The organism is Aeromonas sp. 97A, assembly GCF_051919185.1.
In the GTDB taxonomy this organism is placed as follows: Bacteria; Pseudomonadota; Gammaproteobacteria; order Enterobacterales; family Aeromonadaceae; genus Aeromonas; species Aeromonas veronii.
In genome coordinates this window covers 120,514-141,728 of the sequence record NZ_JBQBFF010000001.1, presented here as the reverse complement: position 1 = coordinate 141,728, position 21,215 = coordinate 120,514, and the positions used below count along the sequence as shown (strand labels likewise).

Here is a 21,215-nt window from a genome sequence, read left to right as displayed (position 1 = left end):
CAACAGGCCGGACGCAACCGCTTTTTCAATTTTCTGCCATACCGCCCCTCTTTTTATATCTGAAACGACATAAAAACGTCTGCTGGTTACCGGCTTGTTACAAAAACATAAAATCTCTTTATAATGGCCCAACCCCGACGCATTGTGCGCGGAAGGAACCGCTACCCATCATAAAAATCGAAAGGATGTACTCAATGAAGCACTTCGAGGTCAATTTCGACGGTCTGGTCGGCCCGACTCATAACTATGCCGGCCTCTCCTACGGCAACGTTGCCTCCCAGAGCAATGCCCAGGAGGCTTCCAATCCGAAAGAGGCCGCCAAGCAGGGGCTGCGCAAGATGAAGGCGCTGACCGAGCTTGGCATGACCCAGGGGGTGCTGGCGCCACAAGAGCGCCCCGATCTCGCCACCCTGCGCCGCCTCGGCTTCACCGGCAACGATGCCCGGGTGCTGGAGCAGGCCGCCAAACAGGCTCCCGCCGTACTGGCTGCCTGCTATTCGGCCTCCAGCATGTGGACAGCCAATGCCGCCACCGTCTCCCCCAGTGCCGATACCCAGGATGGCCGCATTCACTTCACCCCCGCCAACCTGACCAACAAGTTTCACCGCTCCCTGGAGCCTGACGTCACAGGTCACATCCTGCGCGCCGTGTTCAACAACGATCGCCACTTCAGCCACCACCTCCATCTACCGGAAAATGACCACTTCGGCGACGAGGGGGCGGCCAACCACACCCGCCTCTGCCGCGCCTATGGCGAGGCGGGGGTCGAGCTGTTTGTCTATGGCCGCAGCGCCTTTGACTACTCCCGCCCGGCGCCGAAGCGCTATCCGGCCCGCCAGACCCTGGAGGCAAGCCAGGCCATCGCCCGCCTGCATGGCCTTGGCGAGGAGAGCGTGGTGTTTATTCAGCAAAACCCGGAGGTGATCGATCAGGGGGTATTCCATAACGATGTGATCGCGGTGGGCAACCAGAACGTGCTCTTCTTCCACCAGCAAGCGTTCCTCAACACCGAAGCGGTACTGACCGAGATCCGCGGCAAGTTTGGCGAGGGAAATTTGCACTTTATCGAAGTGCCAACCGCCGAGGTATCCGTGCTGGATGCGGTGAAATCCTACCTGTTCAACACCCAGATCCTCACCCTGCCGAGCGGCGAGATGGCCATTATCGCCCCCACCGAGTGCCGCGATAATCCGGCGGTGTCGGCCTATCTTGGCAAGCTGCTGACGCAGGAGACTCCGATCAAGGCGGTCCACTATATGGATGTGAAACAGAGCATGCGCAATGGCGGCGGCCCGGCCTGCCTGCGACTGCGGGTTGCCATGAACGATCAGGAACTCGCTGCGGTCAATCCGGCTTGCCTCATTAACGACACCCAGTTTGCCCGCCTTGATGGCTGGGTAGATCGCCACTATCGCGACCGCCTGACCCTCGATGACCTGCGGGATCCGGCACTGGTGCAGGAGTCCCGCAGCGCACTGGACGAGCTGACCCAGATCCTGAAACTGGGTTCGGTCTACCCGTTCCAGCGCTAAATGTGATGCCCAGGAAGACCGCCAACGCTGGCGGTCTTCTGCTATCTGCCTTCTCTTCAGCGCGATCGCCAAATTGCACGGATGCTGTTTTGTGCAGAAAAGCAGCGCACAACTTGCTGATAAGCTTGAATTTCGAGCTGGATGTATCAAAAAATCGACGAACAGTCATTTTTTACTGCCAGATGCCTCATCAAGGGGTTCACAAAGCCTCTGGATCTGATAGTATGCGCCTCGCACTTGGGGAGGGGTTCCCGAGCGGCCAAAGGGATCAGACTGTAAATCTGACGGCTCTGCCTTCGAAGGTTCGAATCCTTCTCCCTCCACCATTCAAGTGCAAAAGTAGTGACAATCAGGAAATACCCCGTGGAGGGGTTCCCGAGCGGCCAAAGGGATCAGACTGTAAATCTGACGGCTCTGCCTTCGAAGGTTCGAATCCTTCTCCCTCCACCATTTCCCTGATTGCAATGGCTGAATACAATTTGCTTTGCCCCTGTGGAGGGGTTCCCGAGCGGCCAAAGGGATCAGACTGTAAATCTGACGGCTCTGCCTTCGAAGGTTCGAATCCTTCTCCCTCCACCATCATTCAAGAAAACCCGGCCTCGCGCCGGGTTTTCGCTTTCTGCTATCCCCCTCACACTTTTTCGGCATTGTCAGATCTGACAGTTGCAATTGCATCCCATCTTGCTCATCGTGGCATCATCGACATCAGAGTGTTCACATCATGTTTGAAGTCTGGGACGAGCATGGTCACGCCACCGGTCTGACATTGCAGGCGCTCAAAGTCAGAATCAGCAACGACTATCAGGGTGATCTGATGGTGCGCTACAGCAACAAGCTGGGACTCCCCACGACCCTCTTTCTGACCATTCATCAGGGCGTTGCCTATCAACGCTTCAAAGCGGGCTCGCCAAAACTGGATTGGGAATGGCTGGCCAGCGCAGGCAATGGCCACAGCCCCCGCAATTTTATGAGTGAACAGTTCCCCTTACTCCAGCTCTCCCTCGATAACTGAGTGCCCTTTCTCGCTCAATAACGTCAGTTCATCGATGATTTGCTGTAATTGGGCACGAAAGCGTGTCAGCTCATCGGTACAAGCTGGCGATCCAAACTGACGGATTTTTTCTTCCAATCGCCATGCCTGTTCCGCCAATTCCGGCACCATCATCATGCTGATGGTCCCCGCCTGACGATGCACCCAATTGGCCAATGCATTGTCATCAAGTGGCTCCTGCACCATCGACTGTTCAAGCTCCTGGCGAAAAAGCGGAAACATCTGCTGCAACTTGTCACCATGACCAAAAAATGCCTCCATGGCTGCAATATCAATCAAGGTTGGCGCGGGTAAGATTTGCCACTTCTGCAACATCTGGCGCAGAGTATCCAGCAGCACCGGTTTGCCCAACAGATCGTCCATGCCCGCGGCAAAACAGCGTTCAGCCTGTTCTGGTAACACATTGGCCGTCATGGCGATGATCAGCTGCCGCTCGCCTTTCTCTGCAGCCCGTATCCTGCGCGTGAACTCATAACCATCCATCACCGGCATCTGACAGTCACAGAGCACCAGCTCATAGGGATGCTGCGCGACCATCTCGAGAGCCTGCTGGCCATGCTCTGCCACATCGCAGTTCATCCCAAGTTGCCTGAGCTGGCGTATTACCAGCGACTGGTTGAGGGGATTATCCTCCACCAACAATACCCGACAGGGCTGCATGGGTACGCTCTTTCGCATCGCTTTCGTTGCCGTCCCATAGCTCAAGCCAAGCTGGCGATAGCAAACTTCCCGCACCGCATGCCAAGTCATGGGATTGCTGTTGAGGATGTAACCCTCCTCATCACAACGATAGCCGAGGGGGGTTGCCAGCGGCAGCACCCGGATGACCCCGTTGCCCGCCAGCTCATGGTCTGTGAAACGCAGCTGAGCATCACCAGACTCAGACGTTCGTGTTACCCCCAAGGCGTCAAGATGCAACAGCAGGGTGTGGCACAGCTTATCGTCATGGAGATCGATATGGGCTTGCACGCCATTGAGACGGAGATCCGGCTCTCGCTGTGCCAGCACTGGCAACGTAACCGTCAGGCTGATGAAAGTGCCAAGTCCTGGGGCACTCTCCAGCCGGATCTCGCCCCCCATCAAGGGGGCCAGGGTCTGGCAGATACTCAGCCCCAGGCCAGTACCACCATAACTGCGGGTAGTAGAGCTCTCCGCCTGCTCAAAGGCATTGAAGATCCGGCCAAGCGCCTCGGGGCTCATGCCAATACCGCTGTCGCGCACGCCAAACCGCAGTTGTTGCTGCCCCTCCCCTTGCGCCAGCAGTTGCACCGAGATCTCGATAAAGCCCCGCTCGGTGAACTTGATGGCATTGCTGACAAAGTTGAAGAGGATCTGGCGCAGACGCAGAGCATCACCGCTCACCCGGGCCGCCACACCGGCATCCGCCCACAGATAGACGCGCAACCCCTTGCGGTGCACCTCGCTTACCGTCATGGTCAGCACACTGTCGAGCAGCTCCTGAATAAGAAACGGAGCTTGTTCGAGCTGCATCTTGCCCGCCTCCAGCTTGGCGAAGTCGAGCACGTTGTCGATCAGCGCATGCAGCCCTTGGGCACCACGGTTGATGACCTCCACCATCTGGCGCTGATCCTGGGTCAGCTCGGTAAAGGTGAGCTGCTCCGCCATACCGACGATGCCATTCATGGGAGTGCGAATTTCGTGGCTCATGGTGGCCAGAAACTCCCCTTTCTGGGTGGCGGCTGACTCCGCCCTGGCCTTGGCACTGGCCAGTGCGGCCTCAACCTGATGACGACGGACTATCTCCTGACGCAGCCGCCAGTAAGCCACCGACAGCACCAGAATAAAGAGCGTGATCGCCACCCCGGCGGGCAGCAAAGTGCGCAACAGTTTTGCTCGGGGGATCCCCTCGCTATAGTTCAGCGCCAGCCAGCTGTTGCGTATCTGGCGCTTCTCCTTGTCGCTCATGCTGGCAAGCACCCGGTTGACCAAGGGTAGCAAGGGGACGTAAGGCTCACGTACCGCAACGGCCAACTCATCCTTGAAGGGGGTGGGCGCGGCAATATGAAGTCGGTCATCAAACTGCTCGGTGACAAGACGGGAAACCACCACCAGATTGCCGATATAGGCATCCCCCTCCCCTGCGGCGACACGGGTGAGCCCCTCGCTGGCGCTCTTGTCGTGATCAGTTTAAGATCAGGCACCATTGTCCTCAGCTGGGGGATCAGCATACTGTCGGTCAGCAACAGCTTTTTACCGGCCAGATCAGAGAGATCCCCGATCGGAATACTACCGCGCGCCGTCACCAGCACCATCGGGAATGATGCAAAGGGCTCGCTGGCATGCCAACCCACCAACCGCTCAATGATGCGGGTGGGTAATACCGCCAGATCCACATCGTGATGCAGCAGCAACTGCTGCAGATCGGGCCAGCTCTGCACTGGCACACGGCTGTATGCCAGCCCCAACTTCTCTTGCAGCACGTCCAGATAATCCGCCATCAAGCCGACCGGATTGCCACCCTCATCGTGATAAGAGAAGGGCACCCAGCCGGGGATCAATCCCAACTTTAACGGCGGCAGCATCGAGAGCCAGGCTCGCTCATCAGGACGCAGCAAGAAATTGCTGTGCCCCATGAAATTGGGCTCCAGGCTCTCCCCCAGCCAGCGTTTCTCCAGTTCACTGCGCGCCTCGACCGTCAGCGACTGAATCGCCGTATCAAGCCGGATAGCAAGAGAGTGTTTCTGGCTGGCGACGCCAAGATGCAGGGTTTCCATCAACAAGGGAGACTGGGCAACCACCGCCAACGCCGGGTGACGCTCGATAAACAGATTGGCTACGTGTAGGTTGCCGATATAGGCATCTGCCCGCCCTTGTTCAACCGCCTGTAGTGCGCTGCTCGTATCGACAAAGAGCCGGGGTGTGACATTGGGATAATGCAGCTTGACCAGCTTCTCGGTCAGAAAGCCTTTTTCGATGGCAATGCTGGCGGACTGCAACTGGCTCACATCCCGAAACAGGGCGCTGTCCTGGCGCACCACCACCACGGTCGGCGAGGTGTAGTAAGGCAGGCTATAGGTGACACACTGGCGCACCTCAGAATTAAATGCATCGAGCAGGATATCCAGCTTGCCATGGCAGGCGTCGGCATACATGGCTTCCCAGTCGGGGTAGACCTGCCAGGCAATCCGGTAGTCCAGCTTTTTGGCCAATTGTTCCATCAATTCAACACTGAAGCCGGCGGCGACCTTGCCGTCCCACTGCTGAAAAGGGCCCCACCCTCCAGCCAAAATGCCCACTTCAATCGTTGGGACAGAAGGCACCTCTGCTAGAGATATGGCTGGCGTCAAGAAAAAAACAGAGACAATAATTATGAATCGTTTGATTAATGACATAAGCAAATAATATATAGGCATAACGATTCAAATATATTTATCAAAAGATATATGCACCTGAAAAAATGGGGTGCGCACGGTAGTATAGAAATGTTAGCTTTGATAGTCTGAATATTATTCACTGTTTTATAAGAGGCTCATCCATGTCCTTCAAGATTATTCTTGCCGATGACCACCCCTTGATTTTGACCGGGATCCGTAGCCTGATTGAACAGATAACACCCCATTGTGAAGTGGTCGCCGAGGCATATCAGGTATCTGACTTGCTGAAATTATTGCAACAACATCGTTGTGATCTGTTGATCACCGATTTCAGCATGCCGGGCGATACCCGTAGCGATGGCATAGTAATGATCCAGCAGTTACGCCGGGATTATCCAAACCTGCCCATTATTGTACTAACCCAGATCCACAATGCCGGTATCTTGCAGTCACTCATCCAATTGGGGGTGAGCGGTATCCTGCTCAAAAAAGCGGTGATCAGCGAATTATCCGATGCCATTCGCCAGATATTATCCGGGCACAGCTATATCGGCAGTTCGGCGAAAAACCTGCTGGCCGAAGCCGGGCTTGGTCACCACACAAGCCTGATTCAGCTCACCCCCAAGGAGAGCGAAGTTGTGCGACTCTTGGCCAGCGGCATGTCCGTCACCCATGTGGCCGAGTACCTGCACCGCAGCATCAAGACCATCAGCACCCAGAAAAAAAGCGCCATGCTGCGGCTCGGCCTGCAAAGCGATAGTGCGCTCTTTGACTATGCCAAAAGCAGCGGCCTCTGCTAGTCAATAGCAGCATCAAATATCAGGGTGATATCTCCTTTATAGGTGGAGCCCGGGTACTTCATCATTTCCGTGACCACGTCTCCAGCGACCCAGAATTTAATCTTTCTTGCCCCATTGATAGTAGGCCCTCGCAGGGATGAAAATTTGTATGGTGTAGTACTAAGATGGAACATTTCATTTTCCACGTTAATATAATATGTATTTAATTTTGCTTGATGCCCTTTGGCATTTTTTAACGCACATTCTGTACCAGATATATACTGGCAACGCAGTGTTACTGTAAATGGTGCACTACTCCAAAGCCGAAATGGTAACTCTTGTTGTAATTTATTTGGTATCCCCTTCCCATTATGTATCCTATCGTTCCATCCCCCTGGCGGCAACAGAGTTACTTTGCTTCTCCCTTCCCCCTCTCCTTTTGGAAAGTCCACTCTAAGTTGGTGACGGACAGCCAGCTTAATATTAACTTCATGTGCTAATTGCCCGTTATAAGCTCCATCACCAAGATCAATATCCTGATTCCTACCTATAGAAAAACTAAATTTACCGGAATAATTTCCATTTGACATTTTAAGAGGGTCTGGCGACTCAAGACGGAAACCATAAATAATCCTATCAATCCAATAATAACCATTGTCATCTGCCGGGCTATTAAAATAACACTCAGCAGCACGTCCTTGTGCACTAGATTTAATAGAATGTAGAAGTAATTCAGAAAATGCTGGTGTTCCCCATGCTCTTTCTGTCAAAAAGATACAGTCGCCATTTATTCTACTCATTGGTCTAGGATGATCACCTGAAAGATCCATTTTTTCTGTTTCAACACCAATATGAGTAGGAATCATTTTCAATTCATAAACCGTTCCATCTTTATCATTAGTAACGATTATTTTTTTGGGGCCAGAGGTTTGATAATAACTAAGATAGTTTGACTTGCTTTTTTTAGAGCTAACAGAACGAAACACGTCTACTGAAAACTGAATAATAGTGGCACTTTCTAGTGGTTTCTCTGGATCACAAAAGTCAAATCCATATGGCTGTTCCATACGACATGGAGTTTTATTTATGAAATAACTACCTTGAGGACCATAGCTGCTTGGAATGTACTCAGCTGTAATATTAAATGTTTCTGCATATACTGAGTCACTAATCATGACTACAATAATAAAAAAAAGTATAGATATTATTTTTTTACGGTAATACTGGATGAACATCTTAACTCTCCCAACATAATAATATCCGACTCATCCATGCGACTTTGTTCTATAGCCGAACTGTTGCAATGAAGGGAACCATTATGTTCCACGCTAAATCCCGGCTGTCGTCTGCTCGCCTCCAGCGCAAAAAAACCATCATTTTCGGTAAATGCCCGCCCAATAGGGTTGCTGACCATAGCACCACGCAGTGGCTGATTTTGCTCGTCCAGCAAACGACCTATCACTGTGACTGTGCTCACCGCATTCACTTGCCCATAGCCAACCCCACCACGATTAAGGTGATAGGGAAGCACACTGGGTTTGATGGTGAGTGGTGTCCCTTCGTGATCGGCCATCTCCAGTTGCAAGGCGCCACTCTGCAAGGCAGGCACAGAGACCAGATGGCGTCCGGGACCCAGGGTTTGCAAGCCCCCTTGGTCGTCGCTGACCCGGATCTGCGCTGCCTCGTCATCGGCGTCGATATCGAGGATCATCGCCGCCTCATTGCCCATGCCGCCCATATCGCGGGAGCCGATCGCCAGCTCCCCTTCCCGCCCCAGTGCCACTACGCTCTCCAGGTTGACGCCACCAGTCACCTCTGCGTTATAGGAGGAGTGCTGGGCAAACAAATCCCCCCCCAGCCAGGGCGATGCAAAACGGCCATAGCCTGACAGACCGGTACCATAACTGTCATGAGTGCTGCCCACGCTGACCTGACGCAGTGGCCCCCAATCCACCTCCTGCTGGTAGTTGAGATAGGCGCTACGCTGGGCACCGCCCGAGCGGGAAGTATTGCTGCCCAGCCCCAGTGACAACTGGCGATCCTGTCCGCCCAGGTTGACGGTCAGACTGAGGGTGCTGCCGCGATCCCGCTGCTGCGCCGTGCTCTCGCTACCGGGACGATCGAACAGGGTCACGCCCCAGGTCACCCAACGCCCCCACAGCCGATCGCTATAGTGCCACCCCACATCAGCGCCGTTACCACGACCAGACTGGTGAGAAACATAGAGACCGAGGGAGCCCCACTTTTCCAGCGACTGCTGCAGTGACAGGCTGGATACCGAGCTTGCGTCCCCTTGCTTGCGCAGATTTCGCGAATGACTGGCCACTAGACTGCTGTTGCCATGCCAGTAGATCCCCTGCAGATCGTAACCCCACCCCATGCCGACGCTCTGGTTGAGGGAGGCAAAGCCGTGAAGCTGACTGGTCGCCTCCCAATCAAGCGAGAGAGAGTGCTGGGCTCGTTTGTCCACATACTGGCTACCCGCCCCCGCTACCAGCGAGGGGAGCAGCAGATGGTTAACCGCAATACCACCACTGGCCCCTTCCAGATCACTATCTCCTTGCCGCACCAGCCAGCGGGTCTGGCGTCCGACAAACAGGTTGAAGCGCCACGGCTCCTCCGGCGTCTGCCAGTTGGAGGGTTTGTAGATCATCTCGCGCCAACGGCGGGTCTCCTGACCATCCTCCAGCAACCGCAGTTCCACCTCGTAAATGCCGCCGGGCAGCGAGCGGGTATCAAGTGCCTGCAGACCCGATACGACCGGCTGGGACTGGATCAGGTTGCCGTCACGATAGATCTCCACCATGCCCGGCCGGGCTGGAGCCACCTGGATCGGCGCCAGACTGGGTACCCCGCGCTCCCGGCGCAGCAGATCCGAACTGCCCCACATCATCCCGAGCACGGTGGGGGTCGCGCCACTGTAATAGTTCGGCTGACGTACCAACCCCTGCGCCGAGGGAAAGAAGAAACCAAGGCGATAAAAATTGGCCTCATGGAGCCGCTCGCCATAAAGCTGAGCCAGGCCCACTTCACTAGATTGCCCCTCCTGCCAGGTGGCATCCCCCTCCATAAAGGGGGTCCACTGCCCCCAGTTGCCCTCCAGTTGCAGGTTGTAGTGTCCATTGCGCTGGCTGCCCTGTACCAGGTTCAGCTGGTTCTGGACCAGCAACCCCTTGCTCTCTTGAGGCAATGTCATAAAGCGCTGATCCCGCGCCTCCTGCTCCACCTGACCGGTCAGCACCGAGAGCTGGGACTCCTCCAGGCTGTATTGCAACCCCACGATGCCTTCAGGGCAGGCACGACCACACTCGCCAAGCGGCAGATGGCTTCCCAGCTTGCTCAACCAGCGTTCACGCGCCCCCTCGTCAAACTCGCTATCCTGCACGTCCACAAGTGAGAGCAGTTGCACCGAGTTATCCCGCCCGAGCAGCACTTCCCCATCACCCAGCAGGCGATCGTCGACGGTCACCCGCACCATCAGGGGAACGCCAAAAAAGTGCGCTTCAAACCCTTCTGGCAACTGCCGCGCCTGTTGCAGCAACAGTGCCGGGTCTGCCGCCGCCAGTGAGGCAGAGAGCAACGACCCGAGCAAGAGAAGAAGAGAACGAACCATGAAGAACAACCTGAATGCTTGGAATATCAATTAAAGGGGGCCTGATGACCCCCACATACTCATGTCAGCTGCCTTGAGCAGGCGGTGCCGACGGCGCCTCCGATTCAAACATCATGCTGACAATTCCCTGATAGTTGCCGGGCTTATAGCCACCGGCTGGCGCCGCTGCCGGAATGATCTCAAACCCGACCTTTTTACCGGTATTGGAATCCGCCTGATTCAGCAGGTCTTTCGATGAGGTGGTCAGCTCAACCCCCGCCACCTTGACCGTCACGCCGATACTCTCCTTACCGCTGATAATGGTGGAGGGATAGAGCAGATAGCCCTTGATGGGACCAATGGTGCTCTTCATATCCAGCTGTTTGGCTAATGGCTCCAGCTTGTTGTTAAAAGAGTTAAAGGCCAGTTTTTGCGGGGTATTCATCCAGTCCCCCACGGGTTGCACGTAAAAGTTCTCGGTCGGGATCTGCGCCGTCACCGTCACCGTATGCTCGATGCGCTCGGCCGCTATCAGCGATCCGCTCGCCAGCAGCAGGGCGGGAAAAAGCGATAACATCTTCATAGCCACTCCTTCAGGTGTGATTGTCGTTCTTGTGATATATCGGGATTCAGAGCTTGAACTCCTTGAATACCGATTTTTTCCCTTCGATCAGTTCAAAACGAACCGTCCGGGTTGCCTCTTTACTGACCCGCTTCTTAACGCCAGGCAGCAGGTGCATCTTCTCCGGTTGACTGCATGACCTCTCTTTTGTGTCACACAGTTCCAGATAATCGAGAATAACGGTGGCATTACCCCGGTTCTCCACATAGAGAACACCGGTTTCACGGTCAATCCGGGTGTCATAACGGGTCTCTTTGGGTGCCACAAAGAGGATGGTGCCAAAACCGGTCATGATGCTGACACCGGCGCTTATTTGCTGTTGTGGTGGCAATTCGGTTATTTCATCATCCTGTGGTTTGACCGGTACAAAACGCACCCGAAAATAACGTTCCTGCTCCCGCTCTCCCATATAGATAAAACGGGTGGCCTGTATGCTGCTTGCGGGAATAATCAACCTTGATGGGCTGGTCACCAGCTGGCGAACGCCCTCCTCCGGTAACTCCCGCTCCTTCGGCACGCCGTCGGCACCATATATAATTTCGGCCAAGGTTATTTTGACAAATGCCGTCTCATCACCAAGATTTCTAACCCGCTTGAGCAGCGTAGTTTTATCTGCCGACATATAATCATATAAGGTACCAACGCTAATATCAGGCGACGCCAAGGCATTGCTACTGAATATAAGCAGCAACACAGTAAAAATCTTATTCATGAATAATAATCACACTGTAAAAACGATAGAGAGTAGTGCCTTCATTGCAGGCTCCGCAAAAAATATATGACATCCATATATAAGTCGCCAGATGATAATATTTGGCTCGGCGATTCGTCATTGAGGCCAGTCTAGATAATCCACACAGCGGACTTAATCGGAATAATCTGATACTGCCAAAGTATTTTTTCTGCAAACAATCAGACAATTCCTACAGCCAGCTTTCAACATCCTCCCCTATTATCCGAAATCATCTCAGTCAGCAGGGAAGTGACATGTTTGCGTTTAAAGAAGAGTTTCCGGTCGGTGACGTGGCATCCCTGACGACAGCGGACATTGCCGTGCCCTTTTATCAGCCAATCGTTGACCGGGATCGCCAGATCATCGGCTTTGAGGCGCTGGCCAGACGCTGGGAACCCCGCCAGCAGCGTTATCAGGGAATAGACTTTCCCTCTCTCAGCAGTGAAGAGTCCCTGCATGTGGATATCGTTATGCTCAGAGCCATTTGGCGTGATCTGCCCGTGCTGGCACGCCATGCTCCTTGCTCCCTCTCGATAAACCTCAACCCCGCTTTTGAGAGCCCTACATATAAGAACCTGCTGTTACTCACCCTCTTGCAGGCCCGCAAGCTGGATATCGCAATCTGGTTCGAGGTGGTGGAGTACGCCCCGCTAGAGCGCAAGGAGTTGGCCCTGATCGAAGTGCTGCGTAGCCACGGCGCTCATATTGCCTGCGATGACTTTGGCACCATGGAGTGCAACTTCCAGCGCATGCTGGCGCTGCCCTATGAGATCATCAAACTGGATCGATCCCTGCTGCTGCAAGCCAGCAAGACGCCCCACGCCCTACGCATGCTGACCGGTCTGGTGGAATACCTGCAGCGGCTCGGCATGAAGGTGGTGTGCGAAGGGGTGGAAAACCAGACCCATATCGAGATTGCCGACCAGCTCGGCTGTGACTATCAACAGGGTTACGTCTACGCCATGCCCTCCCCCCTCTCCCGTTGGGCCTGAGCGGCTGTTTCATTTCGGCATCCTGTCGGCTCGCGCAGCCAACAATTTCCTGCCAAATTGCATGATGACGTGGGGGCGAGTACAATCTCGCACCCCGAATATCCGGCGCTTCTTCTTTAGATAACTCCGGATATGCCGTCATCGGGTCGCGCTGCATTGAGCCTCCTCTCGGAGGGCATCTTGCACCGCAGCTCAACCACTACGATGCCATCAGGTGGCATCGTCCTGATTTGCAATCAGATATAAAGAGTCCACCATGTTTAAACCAGAATTGCTCTCCCCCGCAGGTTCCCTCAAGAACATGCGTTACGCCTACGCCTATGGCGCCGATGCCGTCTATGCCGGTCAGCCCCGCTACAGCCTGCGGGTGCGCAACAACGAATTCGATCACGAAAACCTGCAGCTGGGCATCAACGAAGCCCATGCGCTGGGCAAGCAGTTCTATGTGGTGGCCAACATCCAGCCCCACAACTCCAAGCTCAAGACCTTTATCCGCGATATGCGCCCAGTGGTGGAGATGAAGCCGGATGCGCTGATCATGTCCGACCCCGGTCTTATCATGATGATGCGTGAAGCCTTCCCGGATATGCCCATTCACCTCTCGGTGCAGGCCAACGCGGTCAACTGGGCCACGGTGAAGTTCTGGCATCAAATGGGCCTGACCCGCGCCATCCTCTCCCGCGAGCTGTCGCTGGACGAGATTGAGGAGATCCGCATGCAGGTGCCGGAGATGGAGCTGGAAGTGTTCGTTCACGGCGCGCTGTGCATGGCCTACTCCGGCCGCTGCCTGCTCTCCGGCTATATCAACAAGCGTGACCCCAACCAAGGCACCTGCACCAACTCCTGCCGCTGGGAGTACAAGGTGCACGAGGGTAAAGAAGATGACGTGGGCCAGATCGTCCACCGTCAGGAGCCGATCAAAGTGCGTCCGGACAACACGCTAGGCCTTGGCAAGCCGACTGATGCCCTGGTGCTGCTGGAAGAGTCCAATCGCCCGGGCGAGTACATGAGCGCGTTCGAGGACGAACACGGCACCTACATCATGAACTCCAAGGACTTGCGCGCCGTCGAGCACGTCGAGCGACTGACCAAGATGGGCGTTCACTCCCTGAAAATCGAAGGGCGCACCAAATCCTTCTACTACTGCGCCCGTACCGCGCAGGTTTACCGCAAGGCCATCGACGATGCGGTAGCGGGTCGTCCGTTCGACCGCAGCCTGATGGGCACCCTCGAAAATCTAGCCCACCGCGGCTATACCGAGGGCTTCCTGCGCCGTCACAACCACAGCGAATACCAGAACTACGACTACGGCTACTCCGTCTCCGACACCCAGCAGTTTGTCGGCGAGATCACCGGTCGCAAAGGTGACATGGTCGAGGTCGAGGTGAAGAACAAGTTCCTGGTAGGCAACAATCTGGAGCTGATGACCCCGCAGGGCAACGTCCGTTTCAATCTGGAGCAGATGGAGAACCGCAAAGGGGAGCTTATCGACACCGCGCCGGGCAACGGTCACGTGGTCTATGTGCCGGTCCCGAAAGATCTGGATGTGAACTACGGCATTTTGCTGCGCAATCTGGGCGACAGCCAGGATACCCGCAACCCTCACACGGCGGCCTGAGATGGCACTGCTCATCACCGACAAGTGCATCAACTGTGACATGTGCGATCCCGAGTGCCCCAACCAGGCCATCAGCCTGGGTGAGGAGATCTACGAGATCGACCCCAGTCGCTGCACCGAGTGCGTCGGTCACTATGAGAAGCCGACCTGCATCAGTGTCTGCCCTATCGACTGCATCATCTGGGATCCCGCCCATGTGGAAACCGAAGATCAGCTGATGGAGAAGTTTGTGCGGATGCACAGGCAGTAGCTGATGCACAGACCGTAAAACGAAAAAAAGGCCGAGCAATCGGCCTTTTTTGATCCTGCGTGCAGCGGCTGGCCATCACTTGCCGACCAGCCGGATCAGTTTGTCCAGCTCCCGCTGGGCCTCCAGCATCCGGGTCTGGGACTCCTCCAGCCTGGCTTGCCGCTTGGCAATCTTCTCCGGTTTGCCACTGACTCTCGCCTCCTGCAACTCAAGCAGACGCTCATCCACCTCGCCACGCAGTTTGTTAACCCGCTCTTTCTGCTCCTTGAGCAGACCTTCATCGGTACAGTTGGCCTTGATATTGCGCGCGGCCTGTTCCAGCCCGGCAATCTGCCCGGCGTTATTGTGTGCTTTGGCAAACACCAGCTGGTCGTTGACGGCCTGCAGACGAGCCTTGCAACCGACCGCCTCACTGCCAAAGGCCTGACCCGCCAACAGCAGCAAGCCGGCTCCCAATACTTTCCACATCTCGATTCATCCGGTCTTGTTTGCGAGCTGACCATAAAAACCTCGATCGGCAGCAGGGTCAAGCAAGCGGGAAAAAGGTGCGACAGAAGTTGTGCAACATCACGCAATTGCCACCCCGTTGGTTCTACAATGGCGCTCTTTCCAATCGGGAGTCTGTTATGAATCAACAAATTGTGGTTATTGCCAACGGTGCCCCCTATGGCAGCGAATCCCTGTTCAACGCCCTGCGCCTCGCTATCGCCCTCAACGAACAGGGTGGTGCCAGCCTGAAGCTGTTCCTGATGTCAGATGCGGTGAGTGCAGCGCTGGCCGGTCAGGCACCGGCCGAGGGATACAACCTGCGCCAGATGCTGGAGATCCTGCTGGCGCAAGGCGTCACCATTCGCCTGTGCAAGACCTGCACCGATGCCCGTGGCATTACCGCCCTGCCGCTGATCGAGGGCATTGAGGTCGGCACCCTGCCGATGCTGGCCCAATGGACCCTGGCTGCCGACAAGGTGCTGACCTTCTGATCACCCCCTCCGGATCTCTTGCCCCTTTAGCCCTCACCTGACCCTCCATGGCCCCCGCCACGCGGGGGCATTGCGCGCGCCCCAGCCTCACTGACTACACTATCAATTGCCACGCCTGCTTGTTTGTCCCACCTCACGGACAGCGTAACGCCCAGTAATAAACCGAGGACGACGATGAATCCGACCGAACAGACCCTGCTTGAGCAGATGAGGATCACCGACTTTGAAATTGCCCATCGCAAGGAGTTATTGCTGCTCAATGAACAGGATGTGGCGCGGTTGGCAAGTTATTGCAGCAAGATAGAACCACGGATCGACGCCCTGGTGGATCGCTTCTACCAGCAGCAGACGGCCATCACCGAAATCGCCCTGTTGATCGGGGATGCCGATACCCTCATACGGTTGCGCACCGCGCAACGGCGCTATGTGCTCGATCTCTTCAGCGGCCATTACGATCTGGAGTACGTCAACAACCGGCTGCGGATCGGGCTGGTTCACAAGCGGATCGGGGTCGAACCCAAGCTCTATCTGGCCGCCATCAACACCCTCAAAGCCCTGCTGATCGAGGATATGTTCGAGCAGATCCACGATGAGCCGGAGCGCCTCGTCATGCTGGCCGCCCTGGACAAACTCTTTCTGTTCGACATCACTCTGGTCTTCGAAACCTACATTCGCAGTCTGGTGTCGGAAATAGAGTCCTCCAGAGAGAAGTCGGAGAACTATGCCAAGAGTCTGGAGCAGAAAGTACGCGAGCGTACCAAACAACTGGAGGAGCTGAACCGCACCGATGCTCTGACCGGATTGCTCAACGTTCGCCACCTCAACGAGCTGTTGTTGCTGAGCCTGCGCACCTGTCAGCGCCGTGCCGAACCCATGGCCATCGCCTATCTCGATATCGACAACTTCAAGCAAATCAACGATACCGAAGGTCACCAGCGCGGAGACGAGATCCTGCGCATCGTCGGCAACTGCATCCGTCAGGTCTTTCGCGCCGAAGACAGCTGCTTTCGTTATGGCGGAGATGAATTCTGCCTGATCCTGCCCAACTGCAACGAGAGTCAGGCGCGGGATATCTATCTCAAACGATTGATCAACACCGTCAAGGAACAGCTGGGCGATCTCACCCTCAGTATCGGCATAGTGCAGACCGGGCCGGAGCACTACGACGACGGGCTAAACCTGATCCGGCTCGCCGACGAGAGAATGTACGCAGCCAAGAAGGCGCTCAAAGAGAAGACTCCGGGTAGCACGCACTGAACATTCAGCATCACAGATCCCCGCATTAACTGGGTCAGCTCCGCTCAACCACAGACGTGGCCACAGCGGGACGCTGTACTCTGGCACCCCACTCATAAAGCGCAAAAATCGCCACACAAAGCAGCGCCATCAGCACATAGAGCAGCTGCCCGCTCCACTGCTCGAGGATCCAGCCTCCCAGCAGGGCGCCTGCGGCCCCTCCCAACCCAGCCAGTGCGCTGGCACCAAAGTAGCTCCCCTTGAGGTGGGTAGGAGCCATCTGGTCGATCAGCACGTTGAGCAGGGGGAAGAGGATGGTCTCGCCGATGCTGAGCAACAGCACGGCGCCAAACCAGTGGCTGCGCACCATCGGGTCCCCCAGCGCGAAGAGCAGCTGGGCCGCCAGAAAGAGCGCCATGCCGATATGAAGCCGCACCCGCACCGGCCAGCGTGACAACAACCGCAGCAGCGGAAACTGCAGCAGCACCACGGTCAGGGCATTGGTCGCCACCAGCAGGGCAACCAGCTCGGCCACCTGCGGCATCCCGGCCCGGGTCAGGTATTGCACCAGCGGCGAGTGAAACTGGGAGTAGACCAGCACCATCAGGAGATTGGCCATCACCAGCAGCAGGAAGGCGCGATCCGCCAGCAACACCTTGATGGCATCCCGCAGTCCGGGGCCTGCCGCCCCCGGCTTGCCTGTGCTGCCAGCCCGGCGAAATCCCCAGCCAAAGGCCAGCGCCAGCAGCAGATAGCTCACCACCAGAAACAGGAAGGCCTCCTGCTGGGCGTTGATCCCGAGGGTCACCCCGAGCAGCGGCCCCAGCGCGGCCCCCAGGTTGAGCAGAAAATAGCGCAGGTGCAGTGCCAGCTCCCGCGTCTTGGCCGAGGCCAGACTGTCGGCCATCAACGCCTTGCCGGGGGCATCGATGAGCCCCGACGAGAGGCCGCTGCCCATCACCCCGACCCCGAGCCAGAACACCTCGTGCGAAAAACCTAGCAGGCCGAAACAGAGCATCGCCACCAGACAACCGGCCAGCAGTATGCTGCGCCGCCCGAAGCGATCAGAGAGCCAGCCACCGTAAAAACTGACCAAGGTAGAGAGGGCCATCGAGCCACCCAGTAACAGGCCAATGAAGGTGGCCGAAAGGTCATACTCCCGATAGAGCAGAATGGAGAGGAAGGGCCACACCATGTAGTAGCTGGTACGCACCATGAAGGTACCCAGAATGACGATCCAGACCAGCGGGGTAAATTGCCTGAAGGTGCTCCATGACATCGCTATGCTCCATGCCCCGCAGCTCTTACCACAAGATCCTGTCATAAACGGGGAAAGCATTCAGTTGTAACAGAGGGCCTCAATGGAAACAACCTTCGCTCACCAACAAGGTGCAACCGGATGCAAAAAGGCCAGCCGATGGGCATCGGCTGGCCTTTTTATCACGGGATTTCCCTCGGGCTAGCGCCAGGGGCTCTGCTGCCACAGCCGCCCTAATCCCGCCTCGAGCGCCTGCGCGCCCTGCTGCCCCAGCTTCTGGATCAGGCTTTTTGGCTTGCGATAGCTGATGCCGATCACCTTGTGGTGGCTGGCCTGCGCCAGCAGATAGTCATCGCTGGTGCAGAGGGTATCCACCAACCCCAGCCCCTTGGCCTGACTTGCCAGCCAGTGTTCACCGGTCGTGACCTGATCGATATTGAGTTGCGGGCGGTGTTCGGCAACAAAGGCCTTGAAGCGCTCGTGGATCGCCGCCAGCTCCTCGCGAAACTTCTCGCGCCCCAGATCGTCGTTCTCGCCGAACATGGTGATAGTGCGCTTGTACTGACCGGCGGTGTGCATCTCGAATTCGATATCGTGCTTTTTCAACAACTTGTTGAAGTTCGGCATCTGGGCGATCACCCCGATGGAGCCGACGATGGCAAAGGGGGCCGCCAGGATTTTGTCCGCCACGCAAGCCATCATGTAGCCGCCGCTTGCCGCCACCTTGTCGATAGCCACGGTGAGCTTGATGTCACGATCGCGCAGCCGCTGCAGCTGGGAAGCGGCCAAGCCGTAACCATGCACTACGCCGCCACCGGATTCGAGTCGCAGCAGCACCTCGTCGCCGGGCTGGGCGACGCCAATCACCGCGCTCACCTCCTCGCGCAGGGAGGCCACCTCTTTGGCATCCATGCTGCCGTTGAAATCGAGCACGAACAGGCGACTGTGCTCATCACCGGCCTTGGTGCGTTTTTTCTGCTCCTCTTTCTGCTGCTTTTCCATCACCTTGCGCTCGGCCTTGCTGGCGAGCGCGCTCTTGAGCGCAAATTGCCCCTGCTCCAGCTCGCTCGAGAGATCGGTCACCACCAGCTCACCCTTGCGCGCTTTCGGCTGGCGAGTGCTGACGATCATCAGGATGATGGCGCCGATGGCCAGCAGGAAGGTCACTGTCTTGGCCAAAAACAGGCCATATTCGGTCAGAAATGTCACGATGGACTCCACAATGGATCGGTTTTCGTCACATTCTAGGGAGTTTGATGGAGGCGCGCAAAAAATCGCAGCCAGTGCCCGGAAAAACCAACCAGAGCATCACAACCTCTCTATTTTCTTCACATTTTTCTTGCCGCTGGCTGGTCAAACAGGCGCGCGGATCAGTACACTTGGCGCCGATTGCCATGCACTTATGGCCGGAATTTGTTAACAGGAGTTGTCATGCTCGATTATCAGGCGCCCCGCGATCTGCTCAAGGATAAAGTCATTCTGGTCACAGGTGCCGGCGACGGGATCGGCCGCGAAGCCGCCCTCACCTACGCCGCTCACGGTGCCACCGTGATCCTGCTCGGCCGCACCAGCGCCAAACTCGAAGCCGTGTATGACCAGATTGAAGCGGCCGGTTATCCGCTGCCAGCCATCGTGCCGGTGGATCTGAAAGGGGCCACCGCTGCCCACTACCGCGGCATGGCCGAAACCTTCGCCCAGCAGTTTGGCCGCCTCGATGGCGTGCTGTTCAACGCCGGTCTGCTTGGCACCCTCTCTCCGTTTGAACACATTCAGGAGAAGGAGTGGGACGAGGTGATGCAGGTCAACGTCAAATCGGAATTCCTGCTGACCCAGGCGCTGCTGCCGCTGCTGCGCCAGACCGCCAAGGCGCAGGGCGATGCCTCCATCGTCTACACCTCCTCCAGCGTGGGACGCAAGGGGCGCGCCTACTGGGGCACCTATGCCATCTCCAAATTTGCCATCGAGGGGATGATGGAAGTGCTGGCCGACGAGCTTGAGAACACCGGTGTGCGGGTCAATACCCTCAATCCGGGCGGTACCCGTACCAAGATGCGCGCCAGCGCCTTCCCGGCAGAAGATCCCATGAACCTCAAGACTCCGGCCGACCTGATGCCGCTCTACCTCTACCTGATGGGGTCGGACAGCCGCGGCAAAACCGGCCAGACCTTTGTGGCTCAGCCAAAATAAACAGGCGGCTCAGCCCAAATAAATCAATAAAATACCCAGAGTGTTGTGCGGCAGGGGTTAAATTGAATAGGGGGCAAAGGCTCCCTGTTCGAACCACTGACCATCCTATCTCCAATCAGGTTGAACTATGTTTCGTCCCAAGAGCACGTTTGAGCAATGGCGGATCTTTCAGGCGGTGGTCGACTGCGGCGGCTACGCCCAGGCGGCCGAGGCGCTGAACAAGAGCCAGTCCTCCCTCAATCATGCGGTTGCAAAGTTGCAGCAGAGTCTGGGGGTGCCCTTGCTGGAGGTGCGCGGCCGCAAGGCGGTGCTTACCCCGGCGGGCGAGATCTTCCTCAAGCGGGCCCGTCAGCTGAGCCAGCAGGTGGAGGAGCTGGAGAATCTGGCCAACAACCTGGAGCGGCAGTGGGAGCCGCAGATTAACCTCTATGTCTCGGCGCTGCAGCCAAGGGATCGCCTCTATCGGGCCTTGGCCAGCTTCTATCCTCGCAGTCGGGGTTGCCGGGTCAACCTGCACGAACGCATTCACTGCCACTTCAACGCCCTGCAACCGGGGGATCTGATGCTCTCCGAGCACCTGCCCGGCGATCGCACCGGTCTGCTGCTGGACGAGGTATGCCTGCTGCCCCTCTGCGCCGCCAGCCATCCGCTGGCGCAAGAGGAGGGGGCGATCCGCAGCGATGTATTGACCAGTCACAACCAGATCAGCCTTCATCCCCCCATTCACCGCTCGGTGGACTGGAACGATGCGGATGACACCGGCTGGAAGGCAACCCACTACCACGAAGTGCTCGCCATGCTGCGCCTTGGCCTCGGCTATGCCTGGATGCCGCGCCATCTGGTAGAGCGGGAGCTGGCGGAAGGTTCACTCATACAGCTGGATCTGGAGAGCGGCAACGAGCGCCACCTCTACACCTATCTGCTGACCCTCTCCCCCGAATCCCTCGGCCCTGCGACCGAGCTGCTGCTGCGCTGCCTGCGCAACGAATATCAGGGCGAGTCATCGCAGCTCCCGCACGCCCAGCCCCAACACGACAAATAACAGCCAGC

The 21,215-nt window shown here is 56.6% G+C and carries 17 protein-coding genes, 3 tRNA genes and 1 pseudogene; 13 read left to right on the top strand and 8 right to left on the bottom strand.

Annotation, left to right across the window (positions count from 1 at the left end; genetic code table 11):
* Positions 1 to 194: 194 nt before the first annotated feature.
* The 5 genes from astB to ACTG27_RS00680 all read left to right on the top strand — a co-directional run bounded on the left by astB (position 195) and on the right by ACTG27_RS00680 (position 2,544).
* The gene (gene astB / locus ACTG27_RS00700) at positions 195 to 1,532 is read left to right on the top strand and encodes an N-succinylarginine dihydrolase (RefSeq protein WP_439978910.1); all 1,338 of its coding nucleotides are present in this window, start codon (positions 195 to 197) and stop codon (positions 1,530 to 1,532) included.
* Between the two features lie 241 nt (positions 1,533 to 1,773).
* Positions 1,774 to 1,858, top strand: a tRNA-Tyr gene (locus ACTG27_RS00695).
* 39 nt (positions 1,859 to 1,897) lie between these two features.
* Positions 1,898 to 1,982: transfer RNA gene (locus tag ACTG27_RS00690), tRNA-Tyr, on the top strand.
* 44 nt (positions 1,983 to 2,026) lie between these two features.
* Positions 2,027 to 2,111 (top strand) — tRNA-Tyr (locus ACTG27_RS00685).
* A gap of 142 nt (positions 2,112 to 2,253) precedes the next feature.
* Positions 2,254 to 2,544, top strand: coding sequence for a hypothetical protein (locus tag ACTG27_RS00680; protein ID WP_005353834.1), 291 nt, complete (start codon positions 2,254 to 2,256; stop codon positions 2,542 to 2,544).
* Here ACTG27_RS00680 and ACTG27_RS00675 read toward each other — a convergent pair.
* A pseudogene (locus tag ACTG27_RS00675) lies at positions 2,518 to 5,762 on the bottom strand (ATP-binding protein). The gene ACTG27_RS00680 and the pseudogene ACTG27_RS00675 overlap by 27 nt on opposite strands.
* 317 nt (positions 5,763 to 6,079) lie before the next feature.
* Between ACTG27_RS00675 and ACTG27_RS00670 the strand changes: the two are divergent.
* Positions 6,080 to 6,718: a response regulator gene (locus ACTG27_RS00670; protein WP_439978909.1), complete on the top strand. Its 639-nt coding sequence runs from the start codon at positions 6,080 to 6,082 to the stop codon at positions 6,716 to 6,718.
* Here the strand turns inward: ACTG27_RS00670 and ACTG27_RS00665 are convergent.
* The 4 genes from ACTG27_RS00665 to ACTG27_RS00650 all read right to left on the bottom strand — a co-directional run bounded on the left by ACTG27_RS00665 (position 6,715) and on the right by ACTG27_RS00650 (position 11,623).
* Complete coding sequence (locus ACTG27_RS00665) at positions 6,715 to 7,932, bottom strand: hypothetical protein (protein ID WP_439978908.1); 1,218 nt, start codon at positions 7,930 to 7,932, stop codon at positions 6,715 to 6,717. The genes ACTG27_RS00670 and ACTG27_RS00665 overlap by 4 nt on opposite strands.
* On the bottom strand, positions 7,902 to 10,310 hold the full coding sequence (locus ACTG27_RS00660; protein WP_439978907.1) for a TcfC E-set like domain-containing protein: 2,409 nt from the start codon (positions 10,308 to 10,310) through the stop codon (positions 7,902 to 7,904). The genes ACTG27_RS00665 and ACTG27_RS00660 overlap by 31 nt, the downstream gene beginning before the upstream one ends.
* A gap of 64 nt (positions 10,311 to 10,374) precedes the next feature.
* Positions 10,375 to 10,872 carry a CS1 type fimbrial major subunit gene (locus tag ACTG27_RS00655; RefSeq protein WP_439978906.1) on the bottom strand — a complete coding sequence of 166 codons (498 nt, stop codon included), beginning with the start codon at positions 10,870 to 10,872 and terminating at the stop codon, positions 10,375 to 10,377.
* Between the two features lie 46 nt (positions 10,873 to 10,918).
* Positions 10,919 to 11,623: a hypothetical protein gene (locus ACTG27_RS00650; protein WP_439978905.1), complete on the bottom strand. Its 705-nt coding sequence runs from the start codon at positions 11,621 to 11,623 to the stop codon at positions 10,919 to 10,921.
* 275 nt (positions 11,624 to 11,898) lie between these two features.
* On the opposite strand from ACTG27_RS00650, the gene ACTG27_RS00645 reads away from it, so the two are divergent.
* The 3 genes from ACTG27_RS00645 (at position 11,899) to ACTG27_RS00635 (ending at position 14,504) form a co-directional block, all read left to right on the top strand.
* Complete coding sequence (locus tag ACTG27_RS00645; RefSeq protein ID WP_439978904.1) at positions 11,899 to 12,636, top strand: EAL domain-containing protein; 738 nt, start codon at positions 11,899 to 11,901, stop codon at positions 12,634 to 12,636.
* A gap of 256 nt (positions 12,637 to 12,892) precedes the next feature.
* Complete coding sequence (gene trhP, locus ACTG27_RS00640; RefSeq protein WP_005353849.1) at positions 12,893 to 14,254, top strand: prephenate-dependent tRNA uridine(34) hydroxylase TrhP; 1,362 nt, start codon at positions 12,893 to 12,895, stop codon at positions 14,252 to 14,254.
* 1 nt (position 14,255) lies between these two features.
* Positions 14,256 to 14,504 carry a YfhL family 4Fe-4S dicluster ferredoxin gene (locus ACTG27_RS00635; protein WP_005334896.1) on the top strand — a complete coding sequence of 83 codons (249 nt, stop codon included), beginning with the start codon at positions 14,256 to 14,258 and terminating at the stop codon, positions 14,502 to 14,504.
* Between the two features lie 75 nt (positions 14,505 to 14,579).
* Here the strand turns inward: ACTG27_RS00635 and ACTG27_RS00630 are convergent, their stop codons facing one another.
* Complete coding sequence (locus ACTG27_RS00630; RefSeq protein WP_005334898.1) at positions 14,580 to 14,972, bottom strand: DUF1090 domain-containing protein; 393 nt, start codon at positions 14,970 to 14,972, stop codon at positions 14,580 to 14,582.
* Positions 14,973 to 15,130: 158 nt separating this feature from the next.
* On the opposite strand from ACTG27_RS00630, the gene ACTG27_RS00625 reads away from it, so the two are divergent.
* Both ACTG27_RS00625 and ACTG27_RS00620 read left to right on the top strand, forming a co-directional pair.
* Entirely contained in the window at positions 15,131 to 15,484 is a 354-nt protein-coding gene (locus ACTG27_RS00625; RefSeq protein WP_005334901.1) for a DsrE/DsrF/TusD sulfur relay family protein, read from the top strand.
* Positions 15,485 to 15,658: 174 nt separating this feature from the next.
* Positions 15,659 to 16,741 carry a diguanylate cyclase domain-containing protein gene (locus tag ACTG27_RS00620; protein ID WP_159144170.1) on the top strand — a complete coding sequence of 361 codons (1,083 nt, stop codon included), beginning with the start codon at positions 15,659 to 15,661 and terminating at the stop codon, positions 16,739 to 16,741.
* Between the two features lie 34 nt (positions 16,742 to 16,775).
* Here the strand turns inward: ACTG27_RS00620 and ACTG27_RS00615 are convergent, their stop codons facing one another.
* Positions 16,776 to 17,999 (bottom strand): MFS transporter, encoded by a 1,224-nt coding sequence (locus tag ACTG27_RS00615; RefSeq protein ID WP_439978903.1) that lies wholly within the window; start codon positions 17,997 to 17,999, stop codon positions 16,776 to 16,778.
* A gap of 180 nt (positions 18,000 to 18,179) precedes the next feature.
* Positions 18,180 to 19,187, bottom strand: coding sequence for a protease SohB (gene sohB / locus ACTG27_RS00610; RefSeq protein WP_439978901.1), 1,008 nt, complete (start codon positions 19,185 to 19,187; stop codon positions 18,180 to 18,182).
* 222 nt (positions 19,188 to 19,409) lie between these two features.
* On the opposite strand from sohB, the gene ACTG27_RS00605 reads away from it, so the two are divergent.
* Together ACTG27_RS00605 and ACTG27_RS00600 are read left to right on the top strand one after the other, a co-directional pair.
* Positions 19,410 to 20,165: a YciK family oxidoreductase gene (locus ACTG27_RS00605; protein WP_005334909.1), complete on the top strand. Its 756-nt coding sequence runs from the start codon at positions 19,410 to 19,412 to the stop codon at positions 20,163 to 20,165.
* A gap of 127 nt (positions 20,166 to 20,292) precedes the next feature.
* Positions 20,293 to 21,207, top strand: a complete 915-nt coding sequence (locus ACTG27_RS00600; protein WP_439978900.1) for a LysR family transcriptional regulator — start codon at positions 20,293 to 20,295, stop codon at positions 21,205 to 21,207.
* Positions 21,208 to 21,215: the final 8 nt, after the last annotated feature.